This window comes from Candidatus Spongiisocius sp. (assembly GCF_965221825.1).
Classification (GTDB): Bacteria; Actinomycetota; Acidimicrobiia; order Spongiisociales; family Spongiisociaceae; genus Spongiisocius.
Map to the genome: position 1 here is coordinate 1034926 of NZ_OZ244917.1, position 26848 is coordinate 1061773.

Genomic DNA, 26848 nt, shown 5'->3' on the forward strand with positions numbered 1-26848 from the left:
ACGATGCCTCGACCTGGGTTTCGTTGCCGGCTATCGGGCCGGCTCGACACTTTCGGCACCCTCATAGACAAGCACGCACGAGCGTCGGGTAGGGATTGACCGGCGCCGAGGTCCGCCCTTTGGGATGGAGCTGGAAGTGTAGATGCGGGGGGGTGGTGCGGGCATTCCCCGTGTTGCCGTTGTAGCCGACCACCTGGCCCTTGCCGACCCGGACCCCCGTTGCGACCCCCGGGGCATAACCACTGAGGTGCGCGTAGTAGTAATCAACCCCGTAGTCGGCCGCCAGCCACAGAGCTGTGCCGCCCCGGCCTCCGCGTGTCAGCAGCACAGTGCCGGCCGCCACCGCATATAAGGGCTCCCCCCTTGGGGCGAACAAGTCGTTACCCCGGTGGGTTCTCCCTCCCGATCGCGGGAAGCCCCAGTCGTTGATGAAGGAGGTGGCGGCCGGATCCAGCGGGCAGATGAAACCGGGTGTCAGCTGGGGCCCCACCCCGGCCGCCGGGCCCGCCCGCCGGGCCGCCTCCAGTGCCCGGGCCCGGGCCAGCTCAGCCTGGCGCTGCCGGTAGAGCCGGTTGCAATCTCCCTCCAGCTGCCGTGAGGCGTACAAGGCCTCATCCGTCGCCGCGGCCAGGACGCCGGCCTGCTGTTCGGCCCTGATCTCGAGGACGAGCAGCTCGGTCTCCTCTTCCACGAGTTGCTGCTCCATGATCTCCGTCTCGGCCAGTATCAGCCGCCACCGGTCCACCGCGGCTACCCGCTCGGTGGTGATGGCGTTGATGAACTCCTGACCAGTGATCAACTCGTCCAGCGAACTCGTGCGGAGCGCGATGCCGCTGATCTCAGTTTCGGCGGTCATGTAGGACTCGACCGCCCAATCCACCACAGCCTTGCGCAGCACTTCAAGCTCCTCGTAACGCTCGGCGATCTGGTCCTGGAGTCGGGCGACCCTGCCGGCCATGACTTCCCGGTCCGCATAGAGCCGGGCTACCAGGGCTTGCGCCTCGTTCCGCTCCGCTACCGCCGCGTCAAGAACGTCCACCGCGTCCCGGTACTCGCCGCATGCCTCCTCCACCTCCGCCTGGGTCACGGCCACCGAAGGCACGGGCGTGAGGACGGCGACAGCCAATGCGGGCGCGACCAGGAACACCGTGCGCCGGATGTGCTTGAACATGGCTTTTGAGGCTAGTGGTCTGCCTATAGAACAACTTGGCGTGCTCTGCTTGCCGCCGCCCTCACCCGATCATCCGCATCACGGGCATGAACACGGCCACAGCCAGCATCGGACCGTCCAGCGCGGCCAGAAGACCGCGCGGCCTGGTCGTCAAGCGGATCGCTCCCGTGCGGAACGCCAGACCGATACCGCGGCCGGCGATCGTGGCACATGCCAGGAGTAGTCCGATGAAGAACCAGGCCAGGAGATCGAAGCCGGAAAGGTAGGCCACCGCCACCGCCGCCACGACCATCAAGACCGGGCCGACAAGGTAGGGGTCGAACATGCGTGACCGGCTCACCTCGGCCCACCGTCCCACCAAGGCGCCCACGGCGATCACGATCAACAATCCGGCAACCTGGCGGTCGCCGCCGTCGGCAGCCGCCCTGGACAGCAAGAAGGACGCCACCGCCAGTGAGGCGATCATCGCTCCGAGCGCCGAAGCACCTATCGAGGTCAGGTCACGGGCTGAAGGCCGTACCACGGCCCATCCCATCACCAGAACCATCGAGACAGCCACGCCGACTCCCAGGCCGAGCAGTCCGAGCGTGTTGGCGATGGCCATGGACACCAGGATGGAGGCGAGGATGGGATGGGGATGCAGGCTGAAATCGCCGTCAGATGACGTGTTGACCAGATCGATCACCCAGAGCGCCACCACGCCGACCCAGAACGCCACGACGATGGCGGTGTCGAAGGTGTTGGCCACGATCAGCACCAGCATCAGGCCTGCCAGCAACAGTCCCTCCATACCACGGGCACCTGGGTCCGCTACCGCTCCGCCCGACACCGGGGGGATTACCGCCAGTTCGTCATCGTCGTGCACCGGGTCCTCGGACGACCCTTCGTTCCCGTTCTTCCAAAGGCGGGCGGTCTGCATGTGCCGCCGAAACTCCGGCCCGAATCGGTCCCCGAGGGCATCCACCACCGCGCCCACAGTGTCACCCTCTATATCGACCTGCGAGCTACCAGCGATCTCGCGCAGGTTCGCGAACAGCCTTACCCGTGCCATCGACACGGAGGCTACTCGCAATCTGCGCCGCTCCCGCGCCAATCTCTGGTTGCTGGTTGCTGGTCGGCGGCCACCAATGATCAATAGGTACCAACTAGTAACTACCAACTACCAACTAATAACTAGAAACTAACAACCACCAACTAACAACTACCAGCCGTCGTGAAGGGGCTGGCCCTCGGAATAGCCGGCCGACGACTGGACCCCGATCACCGCCCGCCGGTGGAACTCGTCGATGGTTCGGGCGCCCGCGTAGGTGAAGGACGATCGCACTCCGGCGGTGATCCGGTCGAGCAGGTCCTCAACGCCGGGGGTATCGGAGCTGAGATACATGCGACCCTCGGAGATACCCTCCTCGAACATGGTCTTCAAGGCGCGCTGGAAGGCGGTGTCCTTGGCGGTGCGCCGCTTCACGGCCTGGCGTGAAGCCATGCCGTAGTTCTCCTTGTAGACGTTGCCCTCGACGTCGAGCAGCGTGGGGGCGGCGGACTCGTAGGTGCCGGCGAACCACGAACCGACCATCACCGTGGACGCGCCGGCAGCCAGGGCGAGGGCCACGTCCCTCGGGTCGCGCACCCCTCCGTCGGCCCACACGTGGCGTCCACGGGAACGGGCCGCGGCGGCGCACTCCACGACCGCCGAGAACTGCGGACGGCCCACGCCGGTCATCATCCGGGTGGTGCACATGGCGCCGGGCCCCACCCCGACCTTGACGATGTCGGCGCCGGCGTCGATGAGGTCCGTGACGGCCTGGGCCGTGACCACGTTGCCGGCCACGACCGGACGGTCATCCACCGTCGCCCGGACTTCCTTCAACGCCTCGAGCATCCGTGCCTGGTGGCCGTGGGCGGTATCGACCACCACCACGTCCACCCCGACCTCCGACAGACCGGCGGCCTGGGATCCGGCATCCCCGCTGATCCCGACTGCGGCTGCAACCAGCAGCCGGCCATGCTCGTCCGCGGCCGGTTCGTATACGGTGGCTCGCAGTGCGCCCGGGCGGGTGATAACGCCGACCAGGATCCCTGACTCGTCCACCACCGGAGCCAGAGGAACCCGGCGCTCGGCCAACTCCTCGAACATGGTCTCGGGATCCAGCCAGGCGGGAAGGACGATCGGCTCGTGCGACATCACCTCCGACAGGTGGGTGAACGGGTCGGCCCCCTCCTGGTCGCCCTCGGCGAAGATGCCCACCGGACGGCCGTGTTCATCCACCACGATGACCGCCCCGTGGGACCGCTTGTTGATCAGGGCCCTCGCCGTGTTCACGTTGTCGTGAGGGGTCAGCGTGATGGCGGTGTCCAGCACGCGGTCGGCCTTCTTCACGGCGGACACCATGTCGGCGATGGCTTCGAGCTCAACGTCCTGGGGGAACACTGCCAGGCCCCCCCGGCGGGCCACGGTCTCGGCCATGCGGCGGCCGGAAATAGCCGTCATGTTGGCCACCGCCACCGGGATGCTGGTGCCTACGCCGTCCGGCGGGGTGAGGTCGACATCCATGCGGGACGAGATATCCGAGTAGGACGGCACGAGAAAGACGTCCGAATAGGTGAGCTCGCGGTCCGCCAGCAACCCTTCGATGAGCCTCATGTTGGGCTCCCGGTCGTGAACTGCCTGATCATCAATCCACCGCCTCGCGCCCGTCCGGATGCTCCATGACCGGCTCCGCCGAACCCGCTCGTCTCCGCCGGGACCTGACCATCACGACCAGGACGATCACGATGACCAGGGCCGCCGCAACCGCTACCCAGACGATGGCCATATGCGCCCCGGGCTGCGGAAGCCGCGACTCGGCCTCGAGCGTACGTCCGGGGTCGGTCAGGGAGAGGTTCCAGACCAGGAGGTCCACGGTGTGAAGGTCGGCATTGTGGGAGACGATCTCGCCGGGCAGCATCAGGCTGACCCGGATGTCGAGCACTTGGTCCACCATGGCGAGGTCAACCGGAAGCGGCCCCTCGGCGAAGCCTTCACCCAACAAGCCCTCGATGCCGCCGGGGATGGTCAGACTGAACCGGAAGGTGTCGTCCTCCCGCGTAGGCAGGCCGGCGGCCAGGAAGTCCAGCAACCCCAGCTCGGAGGGTTGGTCCTCCGATGCGACCAGGGCCGACAGTATCTCTCGGAGTCCGGTCAGAGACTCGAAGGCGGCGGTGGCGCTGATGCCTTGGAATCCGTCTTCCGAGACGACCGCCATGCTCCAGCCGTCCGGGAGCATGTCCTCGTCGAACACCGGCTCGCCTCCGAATTCGGTATCCGCGAGCGCGGCCAGGGCGCTGTCCATGGACAGCTCGACCGCGATCGTGCCGCTCTCGTCCTCCTCGATTACGAGATCGGCGAAGACGCGTAACTCGCACGCGGTCAGCAACATGGCGCCCACCATCGACAGCAGCAACAGGCGGAATCTTCCCGAGCCGATCTTCACCACGACCCTCCTCGGTTCAGCAGGCGATGGGTCTTGCCGGAATCCGTCTCTACGGAGCCGGCGCCCCTAGAGGTTCGGAGATCGTCACGGTAACACCGTCGGGGGCCTCGACCTCGAAGGCCCGGAGCGCTCCGTCCGTGGCCGGACGGGTAGCGTGGCCGAGACCTTCGACCTGATCCCTGAGGGCTTCCGCATCATCCACCACGAACACCAGCCGGCATGGATGCCGGACCTGCCCTGCCCGGTCCTCGGGCACCAACTCCAGCACGGAGTCGATCCCCACATCCAGCAATACTCTCGAGCCGCTCTCCTCGGACGCTCCCGGTCCGTACGGTTCCGCGGTCTCGATGCGGGCGAAACCGAGCGTGCTCTGGTAGAAGTCGACGCTCCGGTCCATGTCTCGGCAAGGGAGCACGACCCGGAGCTGGAGCACCCGGGTGAGCGGTGCTCCGGGCCCGCCGAGCAGCGCCTTGGCCTGGCCGACGGTGAACCGGCCTTCGGTGACCTCCCGGCCGACAACCACTCCGGCGAGGCTGCGGCCCTCTACCTCGATCGAGGTCAGGGCGCGGAGGTCGTCCAGGTTCCGCACGCCGCCAGAGGCGACCACCGGCTCGTCGATGTACTCCAGAGCCGTGCGGAGGATGTCGAGATTGGGACGTTCCGACAGGACATCTCGGCGGGCGTCGGTCACGAAGAACCCGCTCACCCCGCACGACGCCATCTCCAGCATCACCTCTTCCATGAACCGGCCCGAGTCGGAGGTCCACCCCTCTGTGACCAGCTCCTCGTTGCCGAGGACATCGAGCGACACCATCATCCGGCCGGGGAAGTCACGGCACAGGTCCCAGACCATGGTGGGGGTCTCGATGGCGGCGGTGCCCATGGTCACTTTCCAGGCGCCCTGCTTGATGAGCCGGGCGGCCTCCCGCTCGGAACGGATCCCGCCCGCCACCACGATCGGCACATCGAGCGCGTCCAGCATGCGGTCGATCAGGGGGCGATTCCGGTAGGAGCGGTAGGCAGCCGCGTCGAGATCGACCACCAGGAGGCAGTCCACACCCATATCGGCCCAGCCCCTGGCCCGGTTGATCGGATCGGCATCGAGGGAGATCACATCGTCGAGGCTGCCCCTACCGAGACGGACCGCCCGGCCTTCGAGGATGTTGACGCGGGCGTAGAGGTCCATGGCCTGGATTGTATCGGCTCGATACTGCGAATGGACCGGCGCCATAGGGCAGGTATCCGGCGAGCCGTCGCGGGCTCCGGCCGATAACCTCCGGGCATGGACACCCGCCTCGACGGACAGCGAGCCGTGGTGACCGCCGGCGCCGGCGGGCTCGGCCTGGTGATCGCCCGTGCGCTGGCCGGCGAGGGCGCCACCGTTTTCGTGTGCGACATCGATGAGCAGGCGCTGGCCGGCCTACCGTCCGCACTGGTAGGCGCCCCGGTGGACGTGACGGATCCGGATGCGGTGGCGGCCTGGCTGGATCCGATCACCGCCTCCGGGATCGACCTGCTGGTCAACAACGCCGGGATCGCCGGACCCACCAAGCCGCTTGAGGAAATCACCCCGGACGAGTGGCGCCGTTGCCTGGCGGTGGGTCTTGACAGCCAGTTCAACTGCGCCCGGCGGGTCATCCCTGCAATGAAGCGGCAGCAATCCGGCGTCATCGTCAACATCTCGTCCACCGCCGGATTCCTGGGGATGCCGTACCGAGCGCCGTACGTCCCAGCCAAGTTCGGCGTGGTCGGTCTGACCAAGACCCTGGCGATGGAGCTCGGACGCCACGGAGTCCGGGTGAACGCCATTGCTCCCGGCGCCATCACCGGGGAACGTATGGATCGGGTGATCGCTGCCCACGCCGAGGCGGAGGGGCGGTCCAGGGAGGAGATATGTTCGCTGTACGCGGAGGGGACATCGATGGGCACTTTCGTCGATCCTCAAGAAATAGCCGATATGGTGGTCTTTCTCGCCTCAGCACGAGGGAAGCGAATCAGCGGACAGGTCATCTCGGTGGACGGTCACACCGAGACCCTCTACCCGCGGACGCTCCGGCTAGATCGTCAAAAAAACGGATAGCCAGGAGGCAGCAGGGCGGTATGGGGCCTGTATGGTGGAGCCGACTTCCCCGGCCGCGTGCGCCTCTTCCCCGTCGGTCCGGACGCCCATTCATAGAACGGCATCGCCCGGATCGCACTTCCCGCCCCTGGTCAGCGGCTCATCGGGCACCGCCCGCTACAGAGAAGCAGACTTGGGACAGCATTCACTTCCCAACCCGGCATTTTGTCGACGAAAAGGTTCGCCGGCTCCGAAAATCGGCCGGAAACATGGAAGAACAGTTGAATAATTACAGCCACGGTATTACACTGTTTGGCCCGATCTCGGGCAAAACTGACCCGGTGGTCATGATCGGGAACCGGCCTACAACCGGTAACTAGGTACATCGGCGTGTGGCAAGCAAAGAGTAGGGACTCCCAGCAGGCGTCCGGACTCTCATCGAAAAGGAGGGGATGATGGCGGGACGGGAAGACGGGCTCCGGATGCAGCGTATGTTCACGACCGAAGGCCGCGACCCGTACGATGGCATCGCTTGGACCAGGCGCGAGTCACGGATCGTCAATCCGGACGGCTCGGTGGTCTTCGAGATGGACGACGCCGAGGTTCCCGCCGCGTGGTCTCAGGTAGCCACTGACATCATCGTCTCGAAGTACTTCCGCAAGGCCGGCGTGCCCCAGCTGGACGCCGAGGGTGACCCGATGCTGGATGCCGAGGGCAACCCCGTGCTGGGGTCGGAGCACTCCGCCAGGGATGTCTTCAACCGGCTTGCCGAGACTTGGCGGCACTGGGGTGAGAGCTACGGCTACTTCGACAGCGCCGACGACGCCCAGACCTTCGAGGACGAGCTCAAGTACATGCTCGCCAACCAGATGGCTGCACCCAACAGCCCGCAGTGGTTCAACACAGGCCTGGCACACAAGTACGGCATCACCGGCACGCCGCAGGGGTTCTGGTACGTGGATGAGGAGACCGGTGAGGTGCTTCCGTCCCCTGACGCCTATTCCAGGCCGGCGCCCCATGCCTGCTTCATCCAGTCGGTGGCCGACGACCTGGTCAACGAGGGAGGGATCATGGACCTGTGGGTCCGTGAAGCCCGCCTCTTCAAGATGGGATCCGGCACCGGCTCCAACTTCTCCAACCTCCGGGCCGAGGGCGAGCCGCTGGCAGGCGGCGGAAAGAGCTCGGGGCTCATGTCGTTCCTCAAGATCGGAGACCGGGCGGCGGGGGCCATTAAGTCCGGCGGCACCACCCGGCGGGCCGCCAAGATGGTCATCCTCGACACCGATCACCCTGACATCGAGCAGTTCATCGCCTGGAAGCGAGACGAGGAGAACAAGGCCCGCCTCCTGATCGAGCACGGCGGATTCCCGGCCGACTTCAACGGCGAGGCCTACATGACCGTGTCGGGCCAGAACTCCAACAACTCGGTGCGGGTTGACGACCGCTTCATCAAGGCCGTGGCCGAGGATGGCGATTGGGATCTGATCAACCGGGTGGAAGGCGATGTCAGCAAGACGGTACGGGCGAGAGACCTGTGGGAACAGATCGCGGACGCGGCCTGGGCCTGTGCCGATCCTGGCATCCAGTACCACACCACCATCAACGAATGGCACACCTGCCCGGCGGACGGTGAGATCCGGGCGTCCAATCCCTGCTCGGAATACATGTTCCTGGACGACACGGCCTGCAACCTCGCCAGCATCAATCTCGGCGCCTTCCTGGATGACGTAACCGGCCGGTTCGACATCGACGGCTACCTCCACGCGATCCGGCTGTGGACGATCGTCCTGGAGATCTCGGTGACGATGGCGCATTTCCCATCCTGGGCCATCGCTCAGGGCTCCTACGATTTCCGCACCCTCGGCCTCGGTTATGCCAACCTCGGCAGCCTCCTGATGCGCCGCGGAATCCCCTACGACTCGGACGAGGGCCGGGCGATCGCCGGTGCGCTGACCGCCATCCTCACCGGTGAGGCCTACGCTACGTCCGCCGCTATGGCCAAGGTGCGTGGTCCCTTCCCCGGGTTCGAGAAGAACCGCGACCACATGTTGAGGGTGATGCGCAACCACCGCCGGGCGGCCTACGACGAGACCGGCTTCGAGGGCGTAGGCGCCTCGGTCAGCACCATCGACCCGGCACGCTGCCCGGCCGACCTGCTGGACGCGGCCCGGCGAGCCTGGGACCGCGCCCTGGAGCTGGGCGAGCGCCACGGCTACCGCAACGCGCAGGCAACCGTGCTCGCTCCGACGGGAACCATCGGGTTGGTAATGGATTGTGACACCACCGGCGTGGAGCCCGACTTCGCCCTGGTCAAGTTCAAGAAGCTGGCCGGCGGGGGGTACTTCAAGATCGCCAACCAGTCGATCGCCCCGTCGCTGCGGCGCCTCGGCTACGACCGGCAACAGATACTCGACATCCTGACCTACGTGGTGGGCACTTCATCGCTCGAGAACGCCCCGCATATCAACCTCGGGAGCCTGGCTGCGCGAGGCTTCACCTCCGAGGACCTGGCCAGGATCGGGAAGGCCCTTCCTGGCTCCTTCGAGCTGGAGAACGCCTTCAACGTATTCACACTGGGCGCCGACGCCTTGGAGCGGCTCGGCTTCACCGAGGACGAGTACGGAACCTTCGAGTTCAGGTTGCTGACGGCGCTCGGCTTCAGCAAGGAGCAGATACGGGCCGCCAACGACTTCATCTGCGGCCGGCAGACCATCGAGGAAGCGCCGCATCTGCGTGCCGAGCACCTGGCGGTGTTCGACTGCGCCAACCGCAACGGCAAGTACGGGAAGCGGTTCATCCACCACACCGGCCATATCAAGATGATGGCCGCCGCCCAGCCGTTCATCTCGGGCGCCATCTCCAAGACGATCAACATGCCCAACGAGGTCACCGTCGACGATGTGGCAGACGCCTACATGATGTCCTGGGAGCTGGGCGTGAAGGCGGTGGCCCTCTACCGGGACGGCTCCAAGGCTTCGCAGCCGCTGTCCGCCTCCTCGGACGAGGGGGTGTCAGAGGAGGAGAGCGAGGAGGTCACCGAAGCGCTCCAGGCCGAGTCCGCCATGGCATGGGGAGTCTGGCCTGCCGGCACCTCGCCCACCCAGGCCTACGCCCAGCAGCCTCGTCCCCGCTTCCTGCTACCGAACCGCCGGACGGGGTGGACCCAGGAGGCTCGGGTCGGTGGCCACAAGGTGTTCCTACGCACCGGGGAGTACGACGACGAGACGCTGGGTGAGATATTCATCGACCTGGCGAAGGAGGGCGCCACCCTCCGGGGCGTCCTGGCCAGCTTCGCGATCGCGGTGAGCAAGGGCCTCCAGTACGGCGTGCCGCTGGAGGAGTACGTGGACACCTTCGTGTACCAGACCTTCGAGCCCCGGGGCATCGTGGAAAAGCATCCGAACATCAAGATGGCCAACTCGATCGTGGACTACGTGTTCCGGGCGCTCGGCGTCGAGTACCTGCATCGGGACGAGTTGGCCCAGGTCCCCCCGGATCGGTCGAGCAGCGATCTTCCCGAGCCACCGAAGGGAATCGCCGCCGAGGCCGGCCGTCAGATGGAGCTGTCCGAGGCGGTAAAGGAACAGGAGATCGAGGCGCAAGCGGCCGCGGCCAAGTTCGTGGACTCCGATCAGCCCGGCCCCGTCCAGCCGCTGCCCCTCGATCTGGTGCCGGTGGGCGCCGGCAACGGATCGGGCGTGGCAACCGGGAAGACCGGGGAAGCCGTCCTTACAAGTGCTGGCCAGATGATCGGCGGCCTGATGGGCGACGCCCCGGTGTGCTCGTCCTGCGGCCACATGACCGTCCGCAACGGCGCCTGTTACGTCTGCCTGACCTGCGGAGACACCACCGGCTGCAGCTAGCCGTCCGAGTCATCCGCGACACCGGCCAGCCGGCCTCGGAGAATGTCGGACCGGACCGGGAACCGGTTCATTTCTCCAGGGCTTCGATCACCGCTGCCATGAAGCGGCGCCCTTCCGCGCCGTCGATGATGCGATGGTCGTAGGAGAGGCTCAGGGGGAACTGCCGGACGATCTCGATACTGTCATCCCTCACGACCGCCCGCGGCCCGGCCCTCCCGACCGACAGGATGGCTGAGGTGCCGTACGGGATCATCGGGGTCCCCAAGCCACCTCCCACCGCACCGATGTTCGAGACCGTGAAGGTCTGGCCCCGCAGTTCGTCCACTCCCAGGGTTCGTTCCTTCGCTCCTTCCGCAAGGCGCCGAACCTCACCGGCGAGCCCCTCCAGCGGCAGGCTCTCGGCGTCGCGCACGACCGCCACCGTCAGGCCGTCCGGAGTGTCGACCGCGAACCCGATGTCGTAGAAGCGCCGCTCGACGATCACGTCTCCTTCGACTGCCGAGTTGAAGGAGGGAAACCGGGCCAGCACCGGAACCAGCCGGGCGATCAGCAATGCCTCCACCGGAGGCTTACCGAGCCGTGACCGTTCCGCCATCAGGGTGTCCGAGTCAGCATGGTCGTAGGTGGCGACGTGCGGGATCTCCCGCCAGGAGCGCGCCATGTTCTCGGCGATCCGCTTGCGCAGGCGGGACATCGGTACCCGCACGGTCGACCGGCCGGAAGCGGCGGCCCGCACGTCCTGTTCGGTGATCCGTCCCAGGGGGCCGGTGCCCGGTACGCCGGACAGATCCACCCCCAACTCCTCCGCGAGCCTGCGCACCATCGGCAGGGCTTGAGGCCCCCGCACCCTGGCGGCGCCGGCCTCCGGCAGGGAACCGACCACCGGAGCCGCCGGCTCCCCAGCCGGAGAGGTCACCGCGGCTCCCTCCCAACTCTCGCCCGGCTCTCCGATCACCGCGAGCAGCGACCCGACTTCGATCGTCTCGCCGTCCTCCCCGCCCCGGTACAGCAACACCCCCGCGACCGGCGACGGCATGTCGATGATCGCCTTGTCGGTCTCGAGCTCCACCAGCGACTGGTCGAGCTCCACCGTCTCACCGACCTCGAGGTACCACGAGACGATCACTGCCTCGACAAGGCCCTCTCCCACATCGGGGAGGTGGAACTCGTGCGCCATCTCAGGCCTCTAGAACGTCATGGGCCGCGGACATGATCCGGCCCGTAGAGGGAAGGTAGTGGCGCTCGGCAAGGCGTAATGGAACCGAGACATCCCAGCCCGTCACCCGCCGCACCGGGGCCCGGAGCGAGTAGAGGGCACGTTCCTGGATCAGCGCGACGACCTCGGCCCCGTAACCGCCCGTGAGCGGGGCTTCGTGGATCACCACCGCCCGCCCGGTCTTCTCCACCGACGCCACCACCATGTCCGCATCGAGGGGAACGAGGCTGCGCAGGTCGATCACCTCCACCGAAACCCCCTCGGCGGCGAGACGCTGGGCGGCGTCCCGGGTCTCACGCATCATCGCCCCGTAGGAGATGAGGGAGATGTCGGAACCTCGCTGCTCGAGCATGCCGGCGCCGATGGGAGTGACGTAGCGACCGTCAGGTACGTCGCCCCGCGCCGCCCTGTATGCCCGGATGGGCTCCAGGAATATCACGGGGTCGGGATCATCGACCGCCGCCAAGAGCAGGCCCTTGGCGTTGTCGGGCGTGGAGGCGACCACCACCTTGAGGCCGGGGATGTGGGCGTAGATGGCCTCGGTGGATTCGCTGTGGTGTTCCGACGCCCCGATCCCCCCGCCGTAGGGAAGCCGGATGACCATGGGAGCGGTGAAACGGTGCCTCGACCGGCTCCGGATCCGGGCCACGTGGCTGATCACCTGGTCGTAGGCGGGGTACGAGAACCCCATGAACTGGATCTCCACGATGGGACGCAGGCCGGCGATCGCCATGCCGAACGCGGCGCCCATGATCCCCGACTCGGCCACCGGGGTGTCGATCACCCGCTCGGAGCCGTGCTTCCGCTGCAGGCCGTCGGTGATGCGGAACACTCCCCCGGTCGTCCCGATGTCCTCGCCCATCAGCACCACCCGGGGGTCGTCCAGCGCAGTGTCGAGGGCCGAGTTCAGGGCTTGGGCCATGGTCAGCACGCTCATCGGGCACTCCGCTCGGCGCGGTGGCGCTGGGCCGCCAGCGGCGCGGTCGGTTCCTCGAACATGGCGTCGAAGATCTCGCCCGCGGAGAGGGACTCCACCGCCTCGGCCTCGGCCACCGCCGCCTCGATGCGCCGGGATGCCTCGCCCTCTATTTCGGACTGGCGGGCCTCGTACCATGCCCCGTGCCGCTCCAGCCACAGGCGAACCCGCTCCAAGGGGTCCCTGGCAAGCCATCCCGCGGCCTCCTCCCGGGACCGGTAACGCCCGTGGTCGTCGGCCGTGGTGTGGCCCTGAACCCGGTAGGTCAGGGCCTCGATCAACGTAGGCCCCTCCCCGGCACGGGCGCGGTCGACAGCCTCGGCCACCACCTCCGCGACAGCGAGGACGTCGTTGCCGTCGACCAGCACGCCGGGGAGGCCGTAAGCGTCCGCCTTCTGGGCGATGGTCCTGGAAGCCGTCTGGCGGGATCGGGGCATGGAGATGGCCCAGCCGTTGTTCTGGCAGAAGAACACGGTGGGGACGCGGTAGACCCCGGCGAAGTTCATCGCCTCGTGGAAGTCGCCCTCCGAGGTGGCCCCGTCACCGAACATGGTCAGCGCCACCGCGCCGGTTCCCTTGAGCTTCTCGGCCCAGGCGATCCCGACCGCGTGGATCATGTGACCGCCCACCGTTATCGAGGGCGGGGTGACGTTCACCCCCTCCGGCGGATGGCCGCCCCGCTCGTCCCCCATGCGGGTGAGGAGCAGGTTCTTCCACGGGTAGCCGTGAAAGCGCATGGCTGCCGCATCTCGGTAGCTGGCCACCAGCCAGTCCTCCGGGGCCAGTGGCGCCACCGCACCGACCTGGGACGCCTCCTGCCCCTCGTAGGGCGCGTAGGTCGCCAGCCGGCCCTGCCGCTGCAACGCGGAGGCCTTGCGGTCGTACATGCGGGCCTCCGTCATCTCGGCGTACATGGTCGCCACTGTGGAGACATCCGGCTCCCGGCGATCGATGACGGTCCCGTCGGCAGCCAGTACCTGGCGGGGATCGAGGCGCATGACCCGAAGGCTACAGTGTCGAACAGCGAGGCCGGCATCGCACATCGGGTTCGCTAGTCCGGCTAGCCGATGATCCGGGTGACGACCAAACCCGGTCATGAGCACGGTCCGGCCGGGGCGCCTAGGACGGAAAGGGACACGAAATGAGCGACACGACGCTGATCGATCTGACACCGGTCGCGGCCGAAAAGGTGATCGAGTTGGCCGATGGAGTCCCGGAACGGGCCTACCTGCATGTCTTTCCCGCCGGGCAGGGCTGCTGCCGGACCATGTACGGTCTGGCCTTCATGCCCGAGGCCGGGAACGACTTCGAGGTGTTCGAGGCCCACGGGGTGAAGATGGCCGTGGCGAACGAGACCCGCGAAGCCGTGGAGGGCGTGGCGATCGACTACGTGGAGACACCCCAGGGCGAAGGTTTCATGGTGATGAAGCCGAACCCGCCAGGCGCCGGCGGTGGCTGCGCCTGCCACTGACAGCGGGCAGCCGGATCCGTTGGGGGGCTTGAGCCCGACCGCAGTGGAGTTCTCTCGCGTACACCTCATCTCGGCTATCCGCTGCTCGGGGGTGGCAGCTAAAGCCTCGGGTCGACGTGGCTACAGAGCGAAGCCGAAGTCGCGGGCAGCGTCCATGAGGGCCAGCTTGTCGTCATGGGTTCCGGTCCGCCTGCCGATGATCAGGGCACAGTTCACCTGGTAGGTCCCACCCTGGAACTCCCGGCTCCGGCTGCCCGGGATGACGATGGCGCCGGCCGGAACCTCTCCCTTGTGGGTGACGGCAGGGTCTTGGGTGACATCGACGATGTGTGTCGAGGCGGTGATCGAGTTCTGGGCCGCCAGGACCGCCCCCTCGCGGACGATGACCCCCTCCACCACTATGCAGCGTGAACCGATGAAGGCGTCGTCCTCGACGATGACCGGCCTCGCTCCCGGTGGTTCCAGCACGCCGCCGATGCCCACCCCACCGGCCAGGTGCACCCGGCGGCCGATCTGGGCGCCGCTACCGACGGTCGCCCAGGTGTCCACCATGGTGCCGGTGGCGACGTATGCGCCGATATTGACGAAGCTGGGCATCATCACCACTCCGGGCTCGAGGTGGGAGCCGTAACGGGCGATACCTCCCGCCACCACCCGGTTACCCCGTCCCTGGTAGTCGTGTTTGAGGGGGATCTTGTCGTAGAACTCGAGCGGCCCGGCGTGCAGGGTCTCCATCTCCGGCACGCGGAAGTAGAGGTTGATGGCCTGCTGGATCCAGCCGTGGACCACCCAATCACCGTCCACATTCTCCGCCAGCCGGATCTCACCCCTGTCCAGCAGCTCCACGACCTGCTCGACCGCCGCGACCTCGTGGTCCTCCATCGCGCCCGGATGCTCCGCAGCCGCAGCGATGACCCTTTCAAGATCCGTTGTTGCCATGGTCATCGACACTCCTTCCGGTCAGTCCATACGCCGGTACGGCTCCATGACCGTGATTTAGAAACTTCCTGCCGGCCCGTCGGGCGAGGACATGATCCCAGGCCGGTCGGCAGCAGGCCAACCCGCCCGCACATCCGCGGCGGCTAGTCCTTCGGCGGGTCCGGCGGGCGCTGCGGACGGTTCGGGACCGAGTCGGCGGGGACTGACCGAGCGGATCGGCGCCCGCGTATCAATCGCCGGAACCACCAGTAGAAGCCACCGATCACAACCACCGCCGGGACGAAGGGAATGAGCAGGCCGATGATCGCCACTACATAGCCGAGAGCGCGGACCATTCCGCGGTAACCGGTCTGGACAGCGCCGATGAAGGACGGTGGCCCCTCCTCCTCGTCCACCACCACCCAGGCGAACGAGAAGCCGGTGACCGTGTCCATCGGGACACCATCATCAGGAACCGGGGTGCCGGTGACCTCGAATCCCACCTCGATGCCGCCCCTGGTAGCCACCCGGCCGGCGATCCGACCTTCGCGAATGGCCACGTGCATTACGGCGCTGAGGAGTTCGCCCGGCTCGATCCTGTCGAAGCTTCCCGCCACCAACTGGAACGACCGCTGGTCCTGGGGACGTAGCCGGAGGGCGGCCGAGGACACCTCCACGTCGGTGAGGGCGACCTCGCCGGTGTTCTCCACCTGGACGCAGAAATAGGCGTCGTCATCGGGGGAAGCGATGAGTGCGTCGTTACCCAGGCAGGGGTCCTCGTCCGAGTCGGAAACCCATGCAGCCACGTCGATGCCGGTGTCGGGAACCGGCTCGTAGAGCTGGAAGATGGTCATATCGATGGTGGCCAGGCTGACCGCATCGGTCAGGGTCCGGAGGCGCCCGCGCAGGGTTTCCAGATCAGTCTCCCTCTGGACGAGTTCCCGCTCGATCAGGGCCACATTCTCCAGGTCAGGTGCCTCCTGCAAGAGGTCCCTGAGGCGCAGGACGCTCGCCTCCGCGGTGGAGATCCGGCTTCTGAAATCGACGATCCGCTCGGTCACATCGTCGGCTGTGATCTTCTTGTCGACGAGCTCGCCCACGCCGGACAGGCTCTCCAGAACCGGCAGGAAGTCGGTAGGCATGACCTTGAAGGTGAGTTGGGATTCGGGCTCGGGGCTACTGCTGACCTGCTGCCCGAAGACGAATCCCCCCAGTCCTTGCACGATGTTGACAGCTTCACGGGCAGCCGCCTCCACATCCAATGCTTGCACCGAGATGGTTCCGCGATAGATGACATCACGCCCGAGGTCGGCCGGTGTCGCTACTGGTAACCGGGCGGTCTCAGATGAATCGAGGGCAGCTTCTTCCTCTGCAGCCATATCCATCTCGGCGGACATCACCAAGGTGGTGGTCGGTGCGGCACTGTCCGAAAAGCTGGCGGCGGCCGTGGTGGCCGGCGCCATCATCGCCTCGGACTCCTCACCTGAGTCGTCCTCTCCGCACGCAGCGGCCAGCAGCAGAACAAGGGGGATCAGGCAGTGGAGAAACCGGGACCGCGCCTCGCCGCTACCAGCACCCTTCTGGCGGTGACGATCCCGAACTGACATAAAAGGACTATACCCATCATCCGGCACTACCTTCGTGACCCTCACCCTCCGCAGCCTGAACCACACCGACACCGGGTAGCCTGGCGGAGGCATACGATCCGGTCCTGACAATCCGCGCCGATCCTGATCGTGGTCCCCCTCCCGCAGCGGCCGGGCATGAATCCTGACGCGACCTGAGAAACGAGAACATGCTCATCACGGCACCTGTCCTAGTGAAGGCCCGCCAACCCATGCAGATGCTCGACCTGGATCTCGACGATCCCGGACCCGGGGAGGTCCGGGTGAGGATGACCGCCAGCGGGGTATGTCACAGCTGCCTGCACACCGCCGACGGCTCCCATTCCGGAATGCCGATGCCGATCGTGCTCGGCGACGAGGGGTCCGGCGTAGTCGACGCGGTGGGGCCGGGATGCCGGACGCTGTCGCCAGGAGACCATGTGATCCTCTCCTGGGCCCCCAGTTGTGGCAACTGCCGACCGTGCCGGCAGGGTTATCCGGCGCTCTGCCTCGATGAGGCGCCTTGGGGAATGATGGCCGATGGAACGACCCGCTTCCACCACCGGGGCGAGGACGTCTACCACTACGGCCCGTCCACCTACGCCTCCTCCATAGTGGTGCCCGAATCAGCCGCGGTGAGTATCCGGAAGGACTTCCCCCTCGATCTGGCGGCACTGATCGGATGCTCCGTCACCACCGGCTTCGGTGCTGTGGTCAACACCGCCCGCGTCAAGGCGGGCCAGAGCGTGGCAATCCTGGGCTGCGGAGGGATAGGCCTCAACGCCGTCCAGGGCGCGGTCGTGGCGGGCGCCCACCCCATCATCGGCATCGACGTGGTCGACTCGAAGCTGGACTTCGCCCGCCGGTTCGGCGCCACCCACACCATCAACTCCCGGACGGAGGACATGGTCGGCAAGGTCATGGAACTCACCGGCCACGGCGTGGAATCCTGCATCGTCGCGGTCGGAAGCACCTCCGCCATGGAGCAGGGCCTCCGCATTCTGGCCAAGCAGGGGGTCGAGGTGGTGATCGGCCTGGCCCCTACCGGCGACTCCCTCTCGGTGGATCCGCTGCTGCTCGTCCAGGGGGAGCACCGCATCAAGGGCTCGTTCTACGGCAGCGGTGACCCCGCGGTCGAGTTCCCCAAGATGGTCGAACTAGCGATGGCCGGCAAGCTGAGGATCGGAGATCTCATCACCCACCGCTACGACCTGGATCAGGCCGACGAAGCATTCCGAGCCCTGGCGGCCGGTGAACAGGCCCGCGGACTGATCGTCTTCTAGCATCCCGACTCCGCGGAAGAACGCGAAAATCCCGGCGGCCGCGGGCTTCGCCCGCCGGGCCCTCCCCCTCCGCCACCACCTTGGAGTCGAGCGCGTCCCGTCCTTCCCCGAGCGGGGCAACTCGGCGGTCTGACCGTCTCATGATCGGGTCGACGTCCGAACCGAATCACTGGTATTTGCGATTATCCAACATGGTAGAACGTGGGTGTGACACGAATCGGCGTGCGCGACACGGCCGGTCCAAGCCTCGCCGGTGATCAGGAAGAGAAGTTGGTGTCCCGGACCGGAACGTGACGAAGCCGTCTCACCCGCGGCCCGTCCAGCGGGGTTCGTTGTGGTCGACCGGGTCGTCGACCATCTCGATATGGAGCCGGTCGCCCTCGTAGCGGTGGGCGGCCAGGACATCCTCGTCGAGTTCCACTCCCAGTCCGGGGGCGTTCGGGACGACGGTGCATCCGTTCTCGAACCGCAGCGGGGTCTTGAGAAGCTCGGCGTGGAAACCGCCCCAGTCCTCGATCGCCTCCAGGATCAGGAAGTTGGGAGAGCAGGCGGCCAGCTGCAGGTTGGCGGCGGCCACGATCGGCCCGCAGTAGCAATGGGGAGCGATCTGGGCGCCGTGAACCTCCGCGATGGCGGCGATCTTCTTGCCTTCCAGTAGACCTCCGCACCGCCCCAGGTCGGGCTGGACGATGTCAACTGCCGACGCCGCCAGCAGGCGGGCGAATTCGGCCTTGCCGGTGAGCCGCTCTCCGGCGGCTATGGGTATGGAGGTATGCCGCCGGACCCTGGCCATCCCCTCGACGTCGTCGGGCGGAACGGGCTCCTCGAACCACAGCGGATCGTAGGGCTCCAGCCTCGCCGCCAACCGGATCGCTCCTCCGGGCGTGAACTGCCCGTGGGTGCCGAACAGGATGTCGGCGTCCGTCCCGACCGCGTCGCGGATGGCCGAACAGAACCGCACGGAGAGCTCGATCCGCTCCAGGAGCGGCTGGTACCCACCCATGGAGGAGTAGGGACCGGCGGGATCGAACTTGAGGGCCGTGAAACCCTTCGCCACGTACTCGGCCGCCCGGCGGGCCGCCAGCTCGGGATCGCGATACACGGCATCACCCTCGACACCGGGTTCGTCGTATATGTACGTGTAGGACCGGACAGCATCCCGGACCCGGCCGCCGAGTAACGCATGCACGGGCTTGTCCACCGCCTTGCCGATGATGTCCCAGCACGCCATCTCCAGCGCGCTGATCGCGCCGCCGAGGGTCACGTCGGGCCGGGCGGTGAAGCCCCGCCCGTACGCGCTCCGGCAGAAACGCTCGATCAGGAACGGGTCCCGGCCGATCAGCAACGCACCGGCCAGGTCCTCCAGCATCGCCTCCACGACCGACGGTCGGAAGGTGGCCCCGTAGTGCTCGCCGTACCCGACGATCCCGTCGTCCGTGGTGAGCTTCACGAAGATCAGGTACGGGCCGCCGAGATCCGGCCTCGGGTTGGCCACCACGAAGGTCTCGATACCGTCGATCCTCATGCGATCAGGCTCTCCTCCATGATGATCACGTTTCGCAGGGCACCACCGCGGCGCGCCGATTCCAGGGCCGCCTCGATCTCCTCGAGCCCGTAGCGGGCGGTGATGAGGCCGTCCAGTTCCAGGTAGCCCTCCCTGTAGAGATCGACCAGCGCCGGAATGTCCCGGGCAGGCAGGCCGGACCCCATCTTCGATCCGAGTATCCGCTGCCCTGCGCTCGCCACCGTCACCGGATCCAGGCTAACCCTGGCCCCGCTCCGCGGCATGCCCACCAGCACGAGCGTCCCCATCCTCCCCAGCAGGTCGAAACCCGTCTCGATCGCCGACACGGCCCTCGTCGCCACGAACACGTAGTCCGCCATCTCGCCTTTCGTCGCCACCAGGACAGCCTCCCGCACCCCGTCCCCGACCGCGGTGCCGGCGCCGAGCCGGACGGCCGCAGCCAGCTTCTCCGGATCCGGATCTACTGCGATCACCTGCGCGGCACCGGCCAGCCGGGCGCCCTGCACCACGTTGAGCCCGACACCGCCCGCGCCGAGCACCACCACGAACGATCCCGGGGCAACCCGGGCGGTGTTGCGAACCGCTCCGACACCCGCCAGCACGCCGCAGGACAGCAGCGCGGCCACGTCCAGGTCGATTTCGGGACCGATCCGGACCGCCTGGGATCGGTGCACGGTCACGGCCTCGGCGAACGCCGCGACCCCCAGACCCTGCCGGATCTCCGACCCGCGCCCGTCGCGTAACGGCCCGCAATCGTCCAGCGCTAACCGGCCCGAACAACCCACCGGCGTCCCCGCCATGCAACGACGGCATGATCCGCAACTCCTGATCAGCGTTACGACCACCCGGTCGCCCAGCGCCAGATCCGTGACCCCCGGGCCGAGCCGATCGACTGTCCCCGCCGCCTCATGACCGAACACCGCAGGACCCGAACACTCCCAATGGCCGTCCACGTAGGCGAGGTCACTGCCGCAGATCGCCGTCGCCGCGACCCGGACGCCCACCTCACCGGAGGCCGGATCGGCCAACCACACCTTCTCGATGCTCAGCGGCGCTTCAGGGTCCGTCCATACCGCAGCCCTCACCGTGGTGCCGGAGGTCCGGGCTCTGCTATTCACACGCACTCCATCGACGTCGGTCCCCTGGTCCGCGCCGGCAATTGTCGCATCTCCGGGCCGGCTTGATACGCTACGAAAGAGGCCACGCGGCGCACCCGGACGAAGGAGTGCATCAGTTCAATGGTGACGGTGGACTGCCACCTCCATCTGACCGACTCCGCCGAGCAGGCACCGATCTGGTGGATGGAGGAGCTCTACCGCCCCTACGGCGGCGGGTACATCTGGACGGACGGTGAGGCGATCGTCGGCATCCTCGACCGAGCGGGAGCCGACATCGGGATGGTCCAAGGCTCCGACATCCGCCGCACCACCTACCACCCCGACTTCCCCGACCAGCGCCACGTGTTCGTGCCCAACGACTACACCGCCGAACAGGTGGCCCGATTCCCCGACCGGCTGATCGGAGTGGCCAACATCGATCCGCTGCGGGACGTGCAGGCCGGGGTCATCGAGCAGCGCCGCTGCGTGGAGGAATACGGTTTCAAGTCCTCGAAGTTCCTGCCCACCTACCAGAACTACTACATCGACGACCCCGCCGTAGCCCCCATGCTGGAGAGCTGCGAGGAACTCGACATCGTCGCCCACGTGAACACCGGCTACTCGCCCACCATCACCGCCGCTCTCCGGTACGGACACCCCGAACGGCTGGACCGGATCGGCATCCGGTACCGAGACCTCCGCGTGCTGGTCTACATCAACTTCCCCTACGTGGACGAGGGCATCGCCGTGGTGGCACGCCACCCCAACTTCCACGCCGACATCGCCTACTTCGTGGGCGCCGGACCGGAGCCGTTCTTCGACGCCCTCGACAAACTCCGCGGACTGGGCGCCCTCGACAGGGTGGTGTACGGCTCGGACAACAATGACAAGGACCGGACAGGCGGTGGCCAGAAGATCGGTACCCACCTCCTGGCCGAGCTGAACGAGGTGGCCGAGCGCACCGGCCGGGAGCCCTTCACCGCCGCGGACATCGATGGCATCGTGGGCGGGAACGCCCGGCGCCTGTACAAGCTGGACTGACCCGGTGCCCACGGTCGACGTCCTGCTCTACCTGACGGAGACATCCCGCCACGCTCCCGTCTGGTGGATGGAGGAGATGTACCGACCCTACGGCGGCGACTACGGATGGACCGACGGGGCGACCCTCGTGAACCTCCTCGACCGGGCGGGCATCGAGGTAGGCATCGCGCACGGATCGGACCTGCGCCGCACCACCTTCCATCCGCGCTTTCCGGACCGCCACGAGGTGTACGTGCCCAACGACTACACCGCCGCCCAGTGCGCCGCCCATCCGGGGCGCCTCTACGGCGTGGTGTGCGTGGACCCGCTCCGCGACGTGCGGGAGGCCACCGAGGAGATCGACCGGTGCGTCACCGAGTTCGGGTTCCGCATGATGAAGCTGCTGCCCACCTACCACCATCATGACCCCGCCGACCCCAGATTGGCCCCGGTGTACGAGAAGTGTCTCGAGCTGGACCTTCCGATCCACACCCACTCGGGCTTCACGCCGATCATCAACGCTCCCATGCCCTATGCCCGACCGGTCCTCCTCGACGAGCTCGGGATCCGCTACCGGGAACTCAAGATGATCGTCTACCTGGCCTTCCCGTACGTGGACGAGGGCATCGCCGTGGTGGCACGCCACCCCAACTTCTACGCCGACCTGTCCTACTACGCGGGAGGCGATCCCCGCGATCTGTATGTGGTGCTGAACAAGCTCAGGAGCCTCGGCGCGCTGGACCGGGCGGTCTACGGGTCCGACAACAACGACAAGCAGAAGTCAGGTCCGGGCGGGGTGGCGTCCGACATCTTCCGCTCTGTCAACCGGGTGGCACGAGAAGTCGGCGGTCCCGAGCTGGCGGAAGAGGAGATGGAAGCGATCATGGGCGGCACAGCCTCCCGGCTCCTGAAGATCCCGGACCGCGCAGAAGGAGGTTCCGTCCGATGAACGAGCCAAGCCGAGATTGCGATCTCCTCCTGACCGGAGGGTCGGTGGTGACCGTCGACGACGAGCGCCGGGTTATCGAGCCCGGTGCCGTGGCCATCTCGGGCAACCGGATCGTGGCCGTCGGCACGGACGAGGACCTGGCCGGCTACCGGGCCGGACGCACCATAGATTGCTCCGGCCATGCCGTGCTGCCGGGGCTGATCGACACCCACAACCACCTGTTCCAGGGTCTGGCCCGCGGGCTGGGCGAGGGGATGCCGCTGTGGACCTGGCTGACCGACTTCATGTGGCCCTTCTCGATCTCCATCAACCTGGAGGAGGGCCGGATCGGAGCGAAGCTGGGCGCCGTGGAGGCGCTCAAGGCCGGTACCACCACGGTGGTCGACAACCACTACGCGCCATCCGATCTCGACACCACCCTGGCCGTGGCCGGCGCTATCGACGAGGTCGGGCTGCGAGGGGCGGTCGCCCGGGGCATCACCGGCGAGGCGACCGACATCGCCCGCCGTTTCAACCTGGCCGGCGAGCTGTTCTCCTACACCAACGACGAGGAGATCGAGATAACCGCCACCGCGATGGAGCAGTATCCGGCCGGCCAGCGCGTCGAAGTCTGGCCGGCGCCGCTCAACATCATCTACAACGACCAGGAATTGGTGAGGCGGAGCGTGGCCCTGGCCCGGGAGGGCGGGGTCGGCTGGCACACCCACTGCTCGGAACGCCTGGAGGACCCACCCACCTACCTGGAGGAATACGGGATACGACCCGTCGAGTGGCTGTACCAGGAGGGGCTGCTCGGACCGGAGGCGACCATCGCCCACGGGATCTACCTGGACGACGCCGAGATCGCCCACGTGGGCGAGACCGACACGGGTATCGCCTACTGCCCCATCTCCCACCAGTACATCGCTTTGGGTGTGATGCGGCTCCGGGACCTGCGGGACTCCGGGGCGCCGATCGGCCTCGGTACCGACGGCCCCTGTTGCAACCACCGCCAGGACATGTTCGAGGTCATGAAGCAGGCCATCCTGCTGCAACGCGTCCACACTCTCGAGCCGACCATCAGCAACGGCGAGGAGGCGCTGGAGATGGCTACCAGGGAAGGGGCCCGCTACGCCAACATCGAGGCCGGCGTGATCGCCCCCGGAAAGCTGGCCGACATCATCGTCGTGAACATGAAGAGCCCCCACCTGACTCCCTGGCACCGCACCGTGTCCGCCCTCACCTACTGCGCCCGGGGATCGGACGTGGTCCACTCCATCATCGACGGCAACGTGGCCATGGAGAACGGCCGCTGCACGATGGTCGACGAGGAAGAGGTCATGAGGGAGGCTCAGGCCCGCGCCGAAGACCTGATCGACCGAGCGGGCCTCCACGGTCTCCTAACCCCCTGGCGGCGTTAGCAGCCGGGCGAGGGGCCTGGGGGCACCCACCGCGGTGTACATCACACCGTCGAAGACAGCCGCAAAGTGACGGCTGCCTATACATTTTGCGTGGCATGGGCAGGAACCCTGGAGGTTCGCCGATGACCGGAAATACCCTCGGGACGTCGGTTCTCGGAGGTCGCACCGCCGCCGGCTAGGAGGAGAGTGCCTCCAACTTCGACACCAGTTCCTCGACCTGGCCGAGGTAGTCCTCGACGGTCTCGGCGGGTAACCAGCCTTCGTAGAAGTTGGTGTGCAGGGTGCCTGCCAGCCCGAAGGCGGTCCGCATTTCCTGATCTCCGGTCTCCTCGACCAGACGGTTGACGGCACGCCACAGCTGGTGATGCCCGTCGTGGGACCATCCACGGGCCTCGGCGACGCATTTGACCATCTGGGCGGCGGCGCCCCAGCCCTTCTCGGATGCTTGCAGCAGGTCGTCCTCGGCCAGGTAGCGCCGAGCCTTGGCCAGGAAGTCTCGTCCGGTGGAGTTGTAATATCGTGTCTTAGTAGTCATGAGGACACCATACCGTGATCCTGTGACAGATGGAAGAGGCAGTGCATAACCCTAACGGCTGAGCGAGCCTGCCCGGGCGCTTCCTGCCCACAACGAGCTTCTCTCCGACCAGTCCGGAGCCGCGCATCGCAGGCCGGCTACCTATGCGTGTTGCCCTACACGTTGCGTACGTAGGAGTCCGGGGGTTCGCCGGTGGTCGGGTAGTCCCACGGGACGTGCGTCCCAGTAGTGAGCGCCCGGTGGACGAGCCGGCGCTCGCGCTGGGAGACCACCACCCGCTCCCGCAGCGCGGCCAGATCCCAGCGCGACCCGGCGAGACCGGCCAACCGCTCCGCCACGCCCGCCGCCCTGCCGGTGCCGATGAGGTTCACCCGTTCCTCCGGATCGTCCACGACATCAAAGAGCAGAGCCGGCGCGCCCCGCATCGAGATGTACTTGAAGCGCCCGTCGCGAATCATGACCATCGGCTCGGTCAAACCCTCCCCGAGGAACTCGCCGTACACGGGCCGTGATCCGCAGGGCGCTGCTCCTCCGGCCAACGGCAGCAGGCTCTGCCCGGGAGTGTCCGCAAGGTCGGGATCGAGACCCGCGGCGTCTAGCAAGGTGGGTAGGAGATCGAGCAGCGACACCGGCTCCTGCACCCGGGTCGCCGGGACGCCGGGTGCGTTGATGATCAGCGGCACCCTGGCCGAGCGCTCGAAGAAGCTCATCTTGAACCAGAGACCCCGCTCCCCCAGCATCTCCCCGTGATCGGATACGAAGATGATCATCGTGGGCCGGTTCCGGTTCGCCACCCGCAGTGCGGCGAGCACGCGGCCGATGTTGTCGTCGAGGTAGCTGATCTCCCCGTAGTAGGCACGCCGAATGGCCCGAACGCGGGAGCCGTCGAGAGCAAGGCGATCCAGGCCGAAGATCTCCCGCAGCCGGCGGGTCGGATCGTCCACAGGATCGGGAGGCTCGGGCGCCACCGGGTCGTCGATCGGCCGTCCCCGGTAGCGATTCCAGTACTCGCTGGTGATCCGGAAAGGATCATGGGGATGGGTGAACGACACCGTGAGCAGGATGGGCCGGTCCCGGTCACCGGCGTCGCGCAACCACCGGACCGCCCGATCGGCTACCTCGTCGTCGTACCGCATCTGCCAGGTCGGTTCCGGCGACAGGCCCCCTCCGGCAAGCTCTTCCACGGCCATCCGCAGGTAGTAGACCATCGGGTCGCCCTCGGGATCGTCCCAGTCCGGCGTCCAACCGAGATCGGCCGGGTAGATGTCGGTGCTGAGGCGCTCCTCGAAGCCATGCATCTGATCGGGCCCGATGAAGTGCATCTTCCCGGCCAGCGCGGTGCGGTAACCGCCTGCACGGAGATAATGGGCGAAGGTCGGCAATGCGGAGGAGATGGGCGTGGCGTTGTCGTAGGCGCCTATCTCGGACGGCATCCGCCCGGTCAGCATCGAGGCGCGGGAGGGCGCGCAAAGCGGCGAGTTGCAGTAGGCCGCGTCGAACACCGCTCCGCTCCCGGCCAGCTTCGAAAGGTGCGGGGTCAGGGTCACCCGATGGCCGTAGGCGGGCAGGAAATGCGGCGCCAACTGGTCGGCCTGGAGGATCAGGATGTCGGGACGAACGTCCCTCGACCGGTCCCGGGCGATCACCTCGAGGCGAACATCGTCGGGAGGGGATCGCTGGTCACGGATCGGCAGGTCAGGGAACGCTCCTGTTCATCGGAAACGGTGACTCCGCGACACCCCCATCAATCCCTGCAGACCGCGACCCACTTGATGATCTCGTCCACGTCGGCGGAAAGCTCCATCAGACCAACGTGCTCGTCGTAGAGATCGCCGTCCATCTGCTCCTTTATCTCAGGCTCCAACACGTGATATACGAGGAGTCCCAACGGGACTCCGGCCAATGGACCCGCCCAGGTCGGATCGCCTCTGGTCACCGTCTCCGCGAAGAGACCGGCGCTGTTGGCGTCCGGCTGCCCCAGCAGCACGACCATGTCGTCGGTGCCGGAGGTCTCGGCCAGGCGATTTACGTTCGCCTGGTCCTCCAGGTCCATTGCGCCCCCGGCCGTTCAGACGAAGCACTGGGTGACGCTGAACACCACGTCGGCCCCGGCCGACTCGGCCAGGAGCTTGAGGCTGGGCCCGGTGACGCCTTCTCGCTCACCGATGGCCACCACCCTCCTGCCTTTCAAGTCCATGCGCGCTCCTCTCGTTTCTGGTATCAATGCCTCGGCCGCCGGCGTCACGCATTCGTCGACGACGTGATCGCAGCGGGTTGTCGAGAGCTTATCG

Annotated in this window: 22 protein-coding genes; 7 read left to right on the forward strand and 15 right to left on the reverse strand. The window is 66.9% G+C overall.

The window, feature by feature from the left end:
- Positions 1 to 61: 61 nt before the first annotated feature.
- The 5 genes from ACOQPD_RS04790 to ACOQPD_RS04810 all read right to left on the reverse strand — a co-directional run bounded on the left by ACOQPD_RS04790 (position 62) and on the right by ACOQPD_RS04810 (position 5872).
- Positions 62 to 1171 (reverse strand): M23 family metallopeptidase, encoded by a 1110-nt coding sequence (locus ACOQPD_RS04790; protein ID WP_420613767.1) that lies wholly within the window; start codon positions 1169 to 1171, stop codon positions 62 to 64.
- A gap of 61 nt (positions 1172 to 1232) precedes the next feature.
- Entirely contained in the window at positions 1233 to 2222 is a 990-nt protein-coding gene (locus ACOQPD_RS04795) for a MoaD/ThiS family protein (protein ID WP_420613768.1), read from the reverse strand.
- A 150-nt stretch (positions 2223 to 2372) separates the two neighbouring features.
- A complete protein-coding gene (locus ACOQPD_RS04800; protein WP_420613769.1) occupies positions 2373 to 3812 on the reverse strand; it encodes a GuaB1 family IMP dehydrogenase-related protein in 1440 nt (479 codons plus the stop codon).
- A gap of 31 nt (positions 3813 to 3843) precedes the next feature.
- On the reverse strand, positions 3844 to 4641 hold the full coding sequence (locus ACOQPD_RS04805; RefSeq protein WP_420613770.1) for a hypothetical protein: 798 nt from the start codon (positions 4639 to 4641) through the stop codon (positions 3844 to 3846).
- Positions 4642 to 4690: 49 nt separating this feature from the next.
- Positions 4691 to 5872: a HisA/HisF-related TIM barrel protein gene (locus ACOQPD_RS04810; protein ID WP_420613771.1), complete on the reverse strand. Its 1182-nt coding sequence runs from the start codon at positions 5870 to 5872 to the stop codon at positions 4691 to 4693.
- Between the two features lie 51 nt (positions 5873 to 5923).
- Between ACOQPD_RS04810 and ACOQPD_RS04815 the strand changes: the two genes are divergently transcribed.
- On the forward strand, positions 5924 to 6721 hold the full coding sequence (locus tag ACOQPD_RS04815; protein WP_420613772.1) for an SDR family oxidoreductase: 798 nt from the start codon (positions 5924 to 5926) through the stop codon (positions 6719 to 6721).
- A 434-nt stretch (positions 6722 to 7155) separates the two neighbouring features.
- Positions 7156 to 10563: an adenosylcobalamin-dependent ribonucleoside-diphosphate reductase gene (locus ACOQPD_RS04820; protein ID WP_420613773.1), complete on the forward strand. Its 3408-nt coding sequence runs from the start codon at positions 7156 to 7158 to the stop codon at positions 10561 to 10563.
- 67 nt (positions 10564 to 10630) lie between these two features.
- On the opposite strand, the gene ACOQPD_RS04825 is transcribed toward ACOQPD_RS04820, so the two are convergent.
- From ACOQPD_RS04825 to pdhA, 3 genes are read right to left on the reverse strand one after another with little or no spacing between them, the layout of a single operon-like run.
- Entirely contained in the window at positions 10631 to 11740 is a 1110-nt protein-coding gene (locus ACOQPD_RS04825) for a dihydrolipoamide acetyltransferase family protein (RefSeq protein WP_420613774.1), read from the reverse strand.
- A 1-nt stretch (position 11741) separates the two neighbouring features.
- On the reverse strand, positions 11742 to 12716 hold the full coding sequence (locus ACOQPD_RS04830) for an alpha-ketoacid dehydrogenase subunit beta (protein ID WP_420613775.1): 975 nt from the start codon (positions 12714 to 12716) through the stop codon (positions 11742 to 11744).
- On the reverse strand, positions 12713 to 13753 hold the full coding sequence (pdhA, locus tag ACOQPD_RS04835) for a pyruvate dehydrogenase (acetyl-transferring) E1 component subunit alpha (protein ID WP_420613776.1): 1041 nt from the start codon (positions 13751 to 13753) through the stop codon (positions 12713 to 12715). Before pdhA ends, ACOQPD_RS04830 begins: the two co-directional genes overlap by 4 nt.
- Before the next feature lie 143 nt (positions 13754 to 13896).
- On the opposite strand from pdhA, the gene ACOQPD_RS04840 reads away from it, so the two are divergent.
- Positions 13897 to 14226: a HesB/IscA family protein gene (locus ACOQPD_RS04840; protein ID WP_420613777.1), complete on the forward strand. Its 330-nt coding sequence runs from the start codon at positions 13897 to 13899 to the stop codon at positions 14224 to 14226.
- Positions 14227 to 14346: 120 nt separating this feature from the next.
- Here the strand turns inward: ACOQPD_RS04840 and ACOQPD_RS04845 are convergent, their stop codons facing one another.
- Both ACOQPD_RS04845 and ACOQPD_RS04850 read right to left on the reverse strand, forming a co-directional pair.
- Positions 14347 to 15165 carry a 2,3,4,5-tetrahydropyridine-2,6-dicarboxylate N-succinyltransferase gene (locus ACOQPD_RS04845; RefSeq protein ID WP_420614348.1) on the reverse strand — a complete coding sequence of 273 codons (819 nt, stop codon included), beginning with the start codon at positions 15163 to 15165 and terminating at the stop codon, positions 14347 to 14349.
- A gap of 143 nt (positions 15166 to 15308) precedes the next feature.
- The gene (locus tag ACOQPD_RS04850; RefSeq protein WP_420613778.1) at positions 15309 to 16751 is read right to left on the reverse strand and encodes a DUF4349 domain-containing protein; all 1443 of its coding nucleotides are present in this window, start codon (positions 16749 to 16751) and stop codon (positions 15309 to 15311) included.
- A gap of 188 nt (positions 16752 to 16939) precedes the next feature.
- Between ACOQPD_RS04850 and ACOQPD_RS04855 the strand changes: the two genes are divergently transcribed.
- Positions 16940 to 18031 (forward strand): zinc-binding dehydrogenase, encoded by a 1092-nt coding sequence (locus ACOQPD_RS04855; RefSeq protein ID WP_420613779.1) that lies wholly within the window; start codon positions 16940 to 16942, stop codon positions 18029 to 18031.
- A gap of 304 nt (positions 18032 to 18335) precedes the next feature.
- Here ACOQPD_RS04855 and ACOQPD_RS04860 read toward each other — a convergent pair whose 3' ends face one another.
- The gene (locus ACOQPD_RS04860; protein WP_420613780.1) at positions 18336 to 19556 is read right to left on the reverse strand and encodes a mandelate racemase/muconate lactonizing enzyme family protein; all 1221 of its coding nucleotides are present in this window, start codon (positions 19554 to 19556) and stop codon (positions 18336 to 18338) included.
- On the reverse strand, positions 19553 to 20674 hold the full coding sequence (locus ACOQPD_RS04865; RefSeq protein WP_420613781.1) for an alcohol dehydrogenase catalytic domain-containing protein: 1122 nt from the start codon (positions 20672 to 20674) through the stop codon (positions 19553 to 19555). The genes ACOQPD_RS04860 and ACOQPD_RS04865 overlap by 4 nt, the downstream gene beginning before the upstream one ends.
- A gap of 120 nt (positions 20675 to 20794) precedes the next feature.
- Here ACOQPD_RS04865 and ACOQPD_RS04870 point away from each other — a divergent pair, with 120 nt between their 5' ends.
- Genes ACOQPD_RS04870 through ACOQPD_RS04880 form a run of 3 tightly spaced genes read left to right on the forward strand, consistent with a single transcriptional unit; the run spans position 20795 to position 24022 of the window.
- Entirely contained in the window at positions 20795 to 21694 is a 900-nt protein-coding gene (locus ACOQPD_RS04870; RefSeq protein WP_420613782.1) for an amidohydrolase family protein, read from the forward strand.
- 4 nt (positions 21695 to 21698) lie between these two features.
- Positions 21699 to 22622, forward strand: coding sequence for an amidohydrolase family protein (locus ACOQPD_RS04875; RefSeq protein ID WP_420613783.1), 924 nt, complete (start codon positions 21699 to 21701; stop codon positions 22620 to 22622).
- Positions 22619 to 24022: an amidohydrolase family protein gene (locus ACOQPD_RS04880; protein ID WP_420613784.1), complete on the forward strand. Its 1404-nt coding sequence runs from the start codon at positions 22619 to 22621 to the stop codon at positions 24020 to 24022. The genes ACOQPD_RS04875 and ACOQPD_RS04880 overlap by 4 nt, the downstream gene beginning before the upstream one ends.
- A 175-nt stretch (positions 24023 to 24197) precedes the next feature.
- Here ACOQPD_RS04880 and ACOQPD_RS04885 read toward each other — a convergent pair whose 3' ends face one another.
- The 3 genes from ACOQPD_RS04885 to grdA form a co-directional block, all read right to left on the reverse strand.
- On the reverse strand, positions 24198 to 24557 hold the full coding sequence (locus ACOQPD_RS04885; RefSeq protein ID WP_420613785.1) for a PaREP1 family protein: 360 nt from the start codon (positions 24555 to 24557) through the stop codon (positions 24198 to 24200).
- A gap of 155 nt (positions 24558 to 24712) precedes the next feature.
- The gene (gene betC / locus ACOQPD_RS04890; protein ID WP_420613786.1) at positions 24713 to 26203 is read right to left on the reverse strand and encodes a choline-sulfatase; all 1491 of its coding nucleotides are present in this window, start codon (positions 26201 to 26203) and stop codon (positions 24713 to 24715) included.
- Between the two features lie 98 nt (positions 26204 to 26301).
- Positions 26302 to 26754 (reverse strand): glycine/sarcosine/betaine reductase complex selenoprotein A, encoded by a 453-nt coding sequence (gene grdA / locus ACOQPD_RS04895; RefSeq protein WP_420613787.1) that lies wholly within the window; start codon positions 26752 to 26754, stop codon positions 26302 to 26304.
- Between the last annotated feature and the right edge of the window lie 94 nt (positions 26755 to 26848).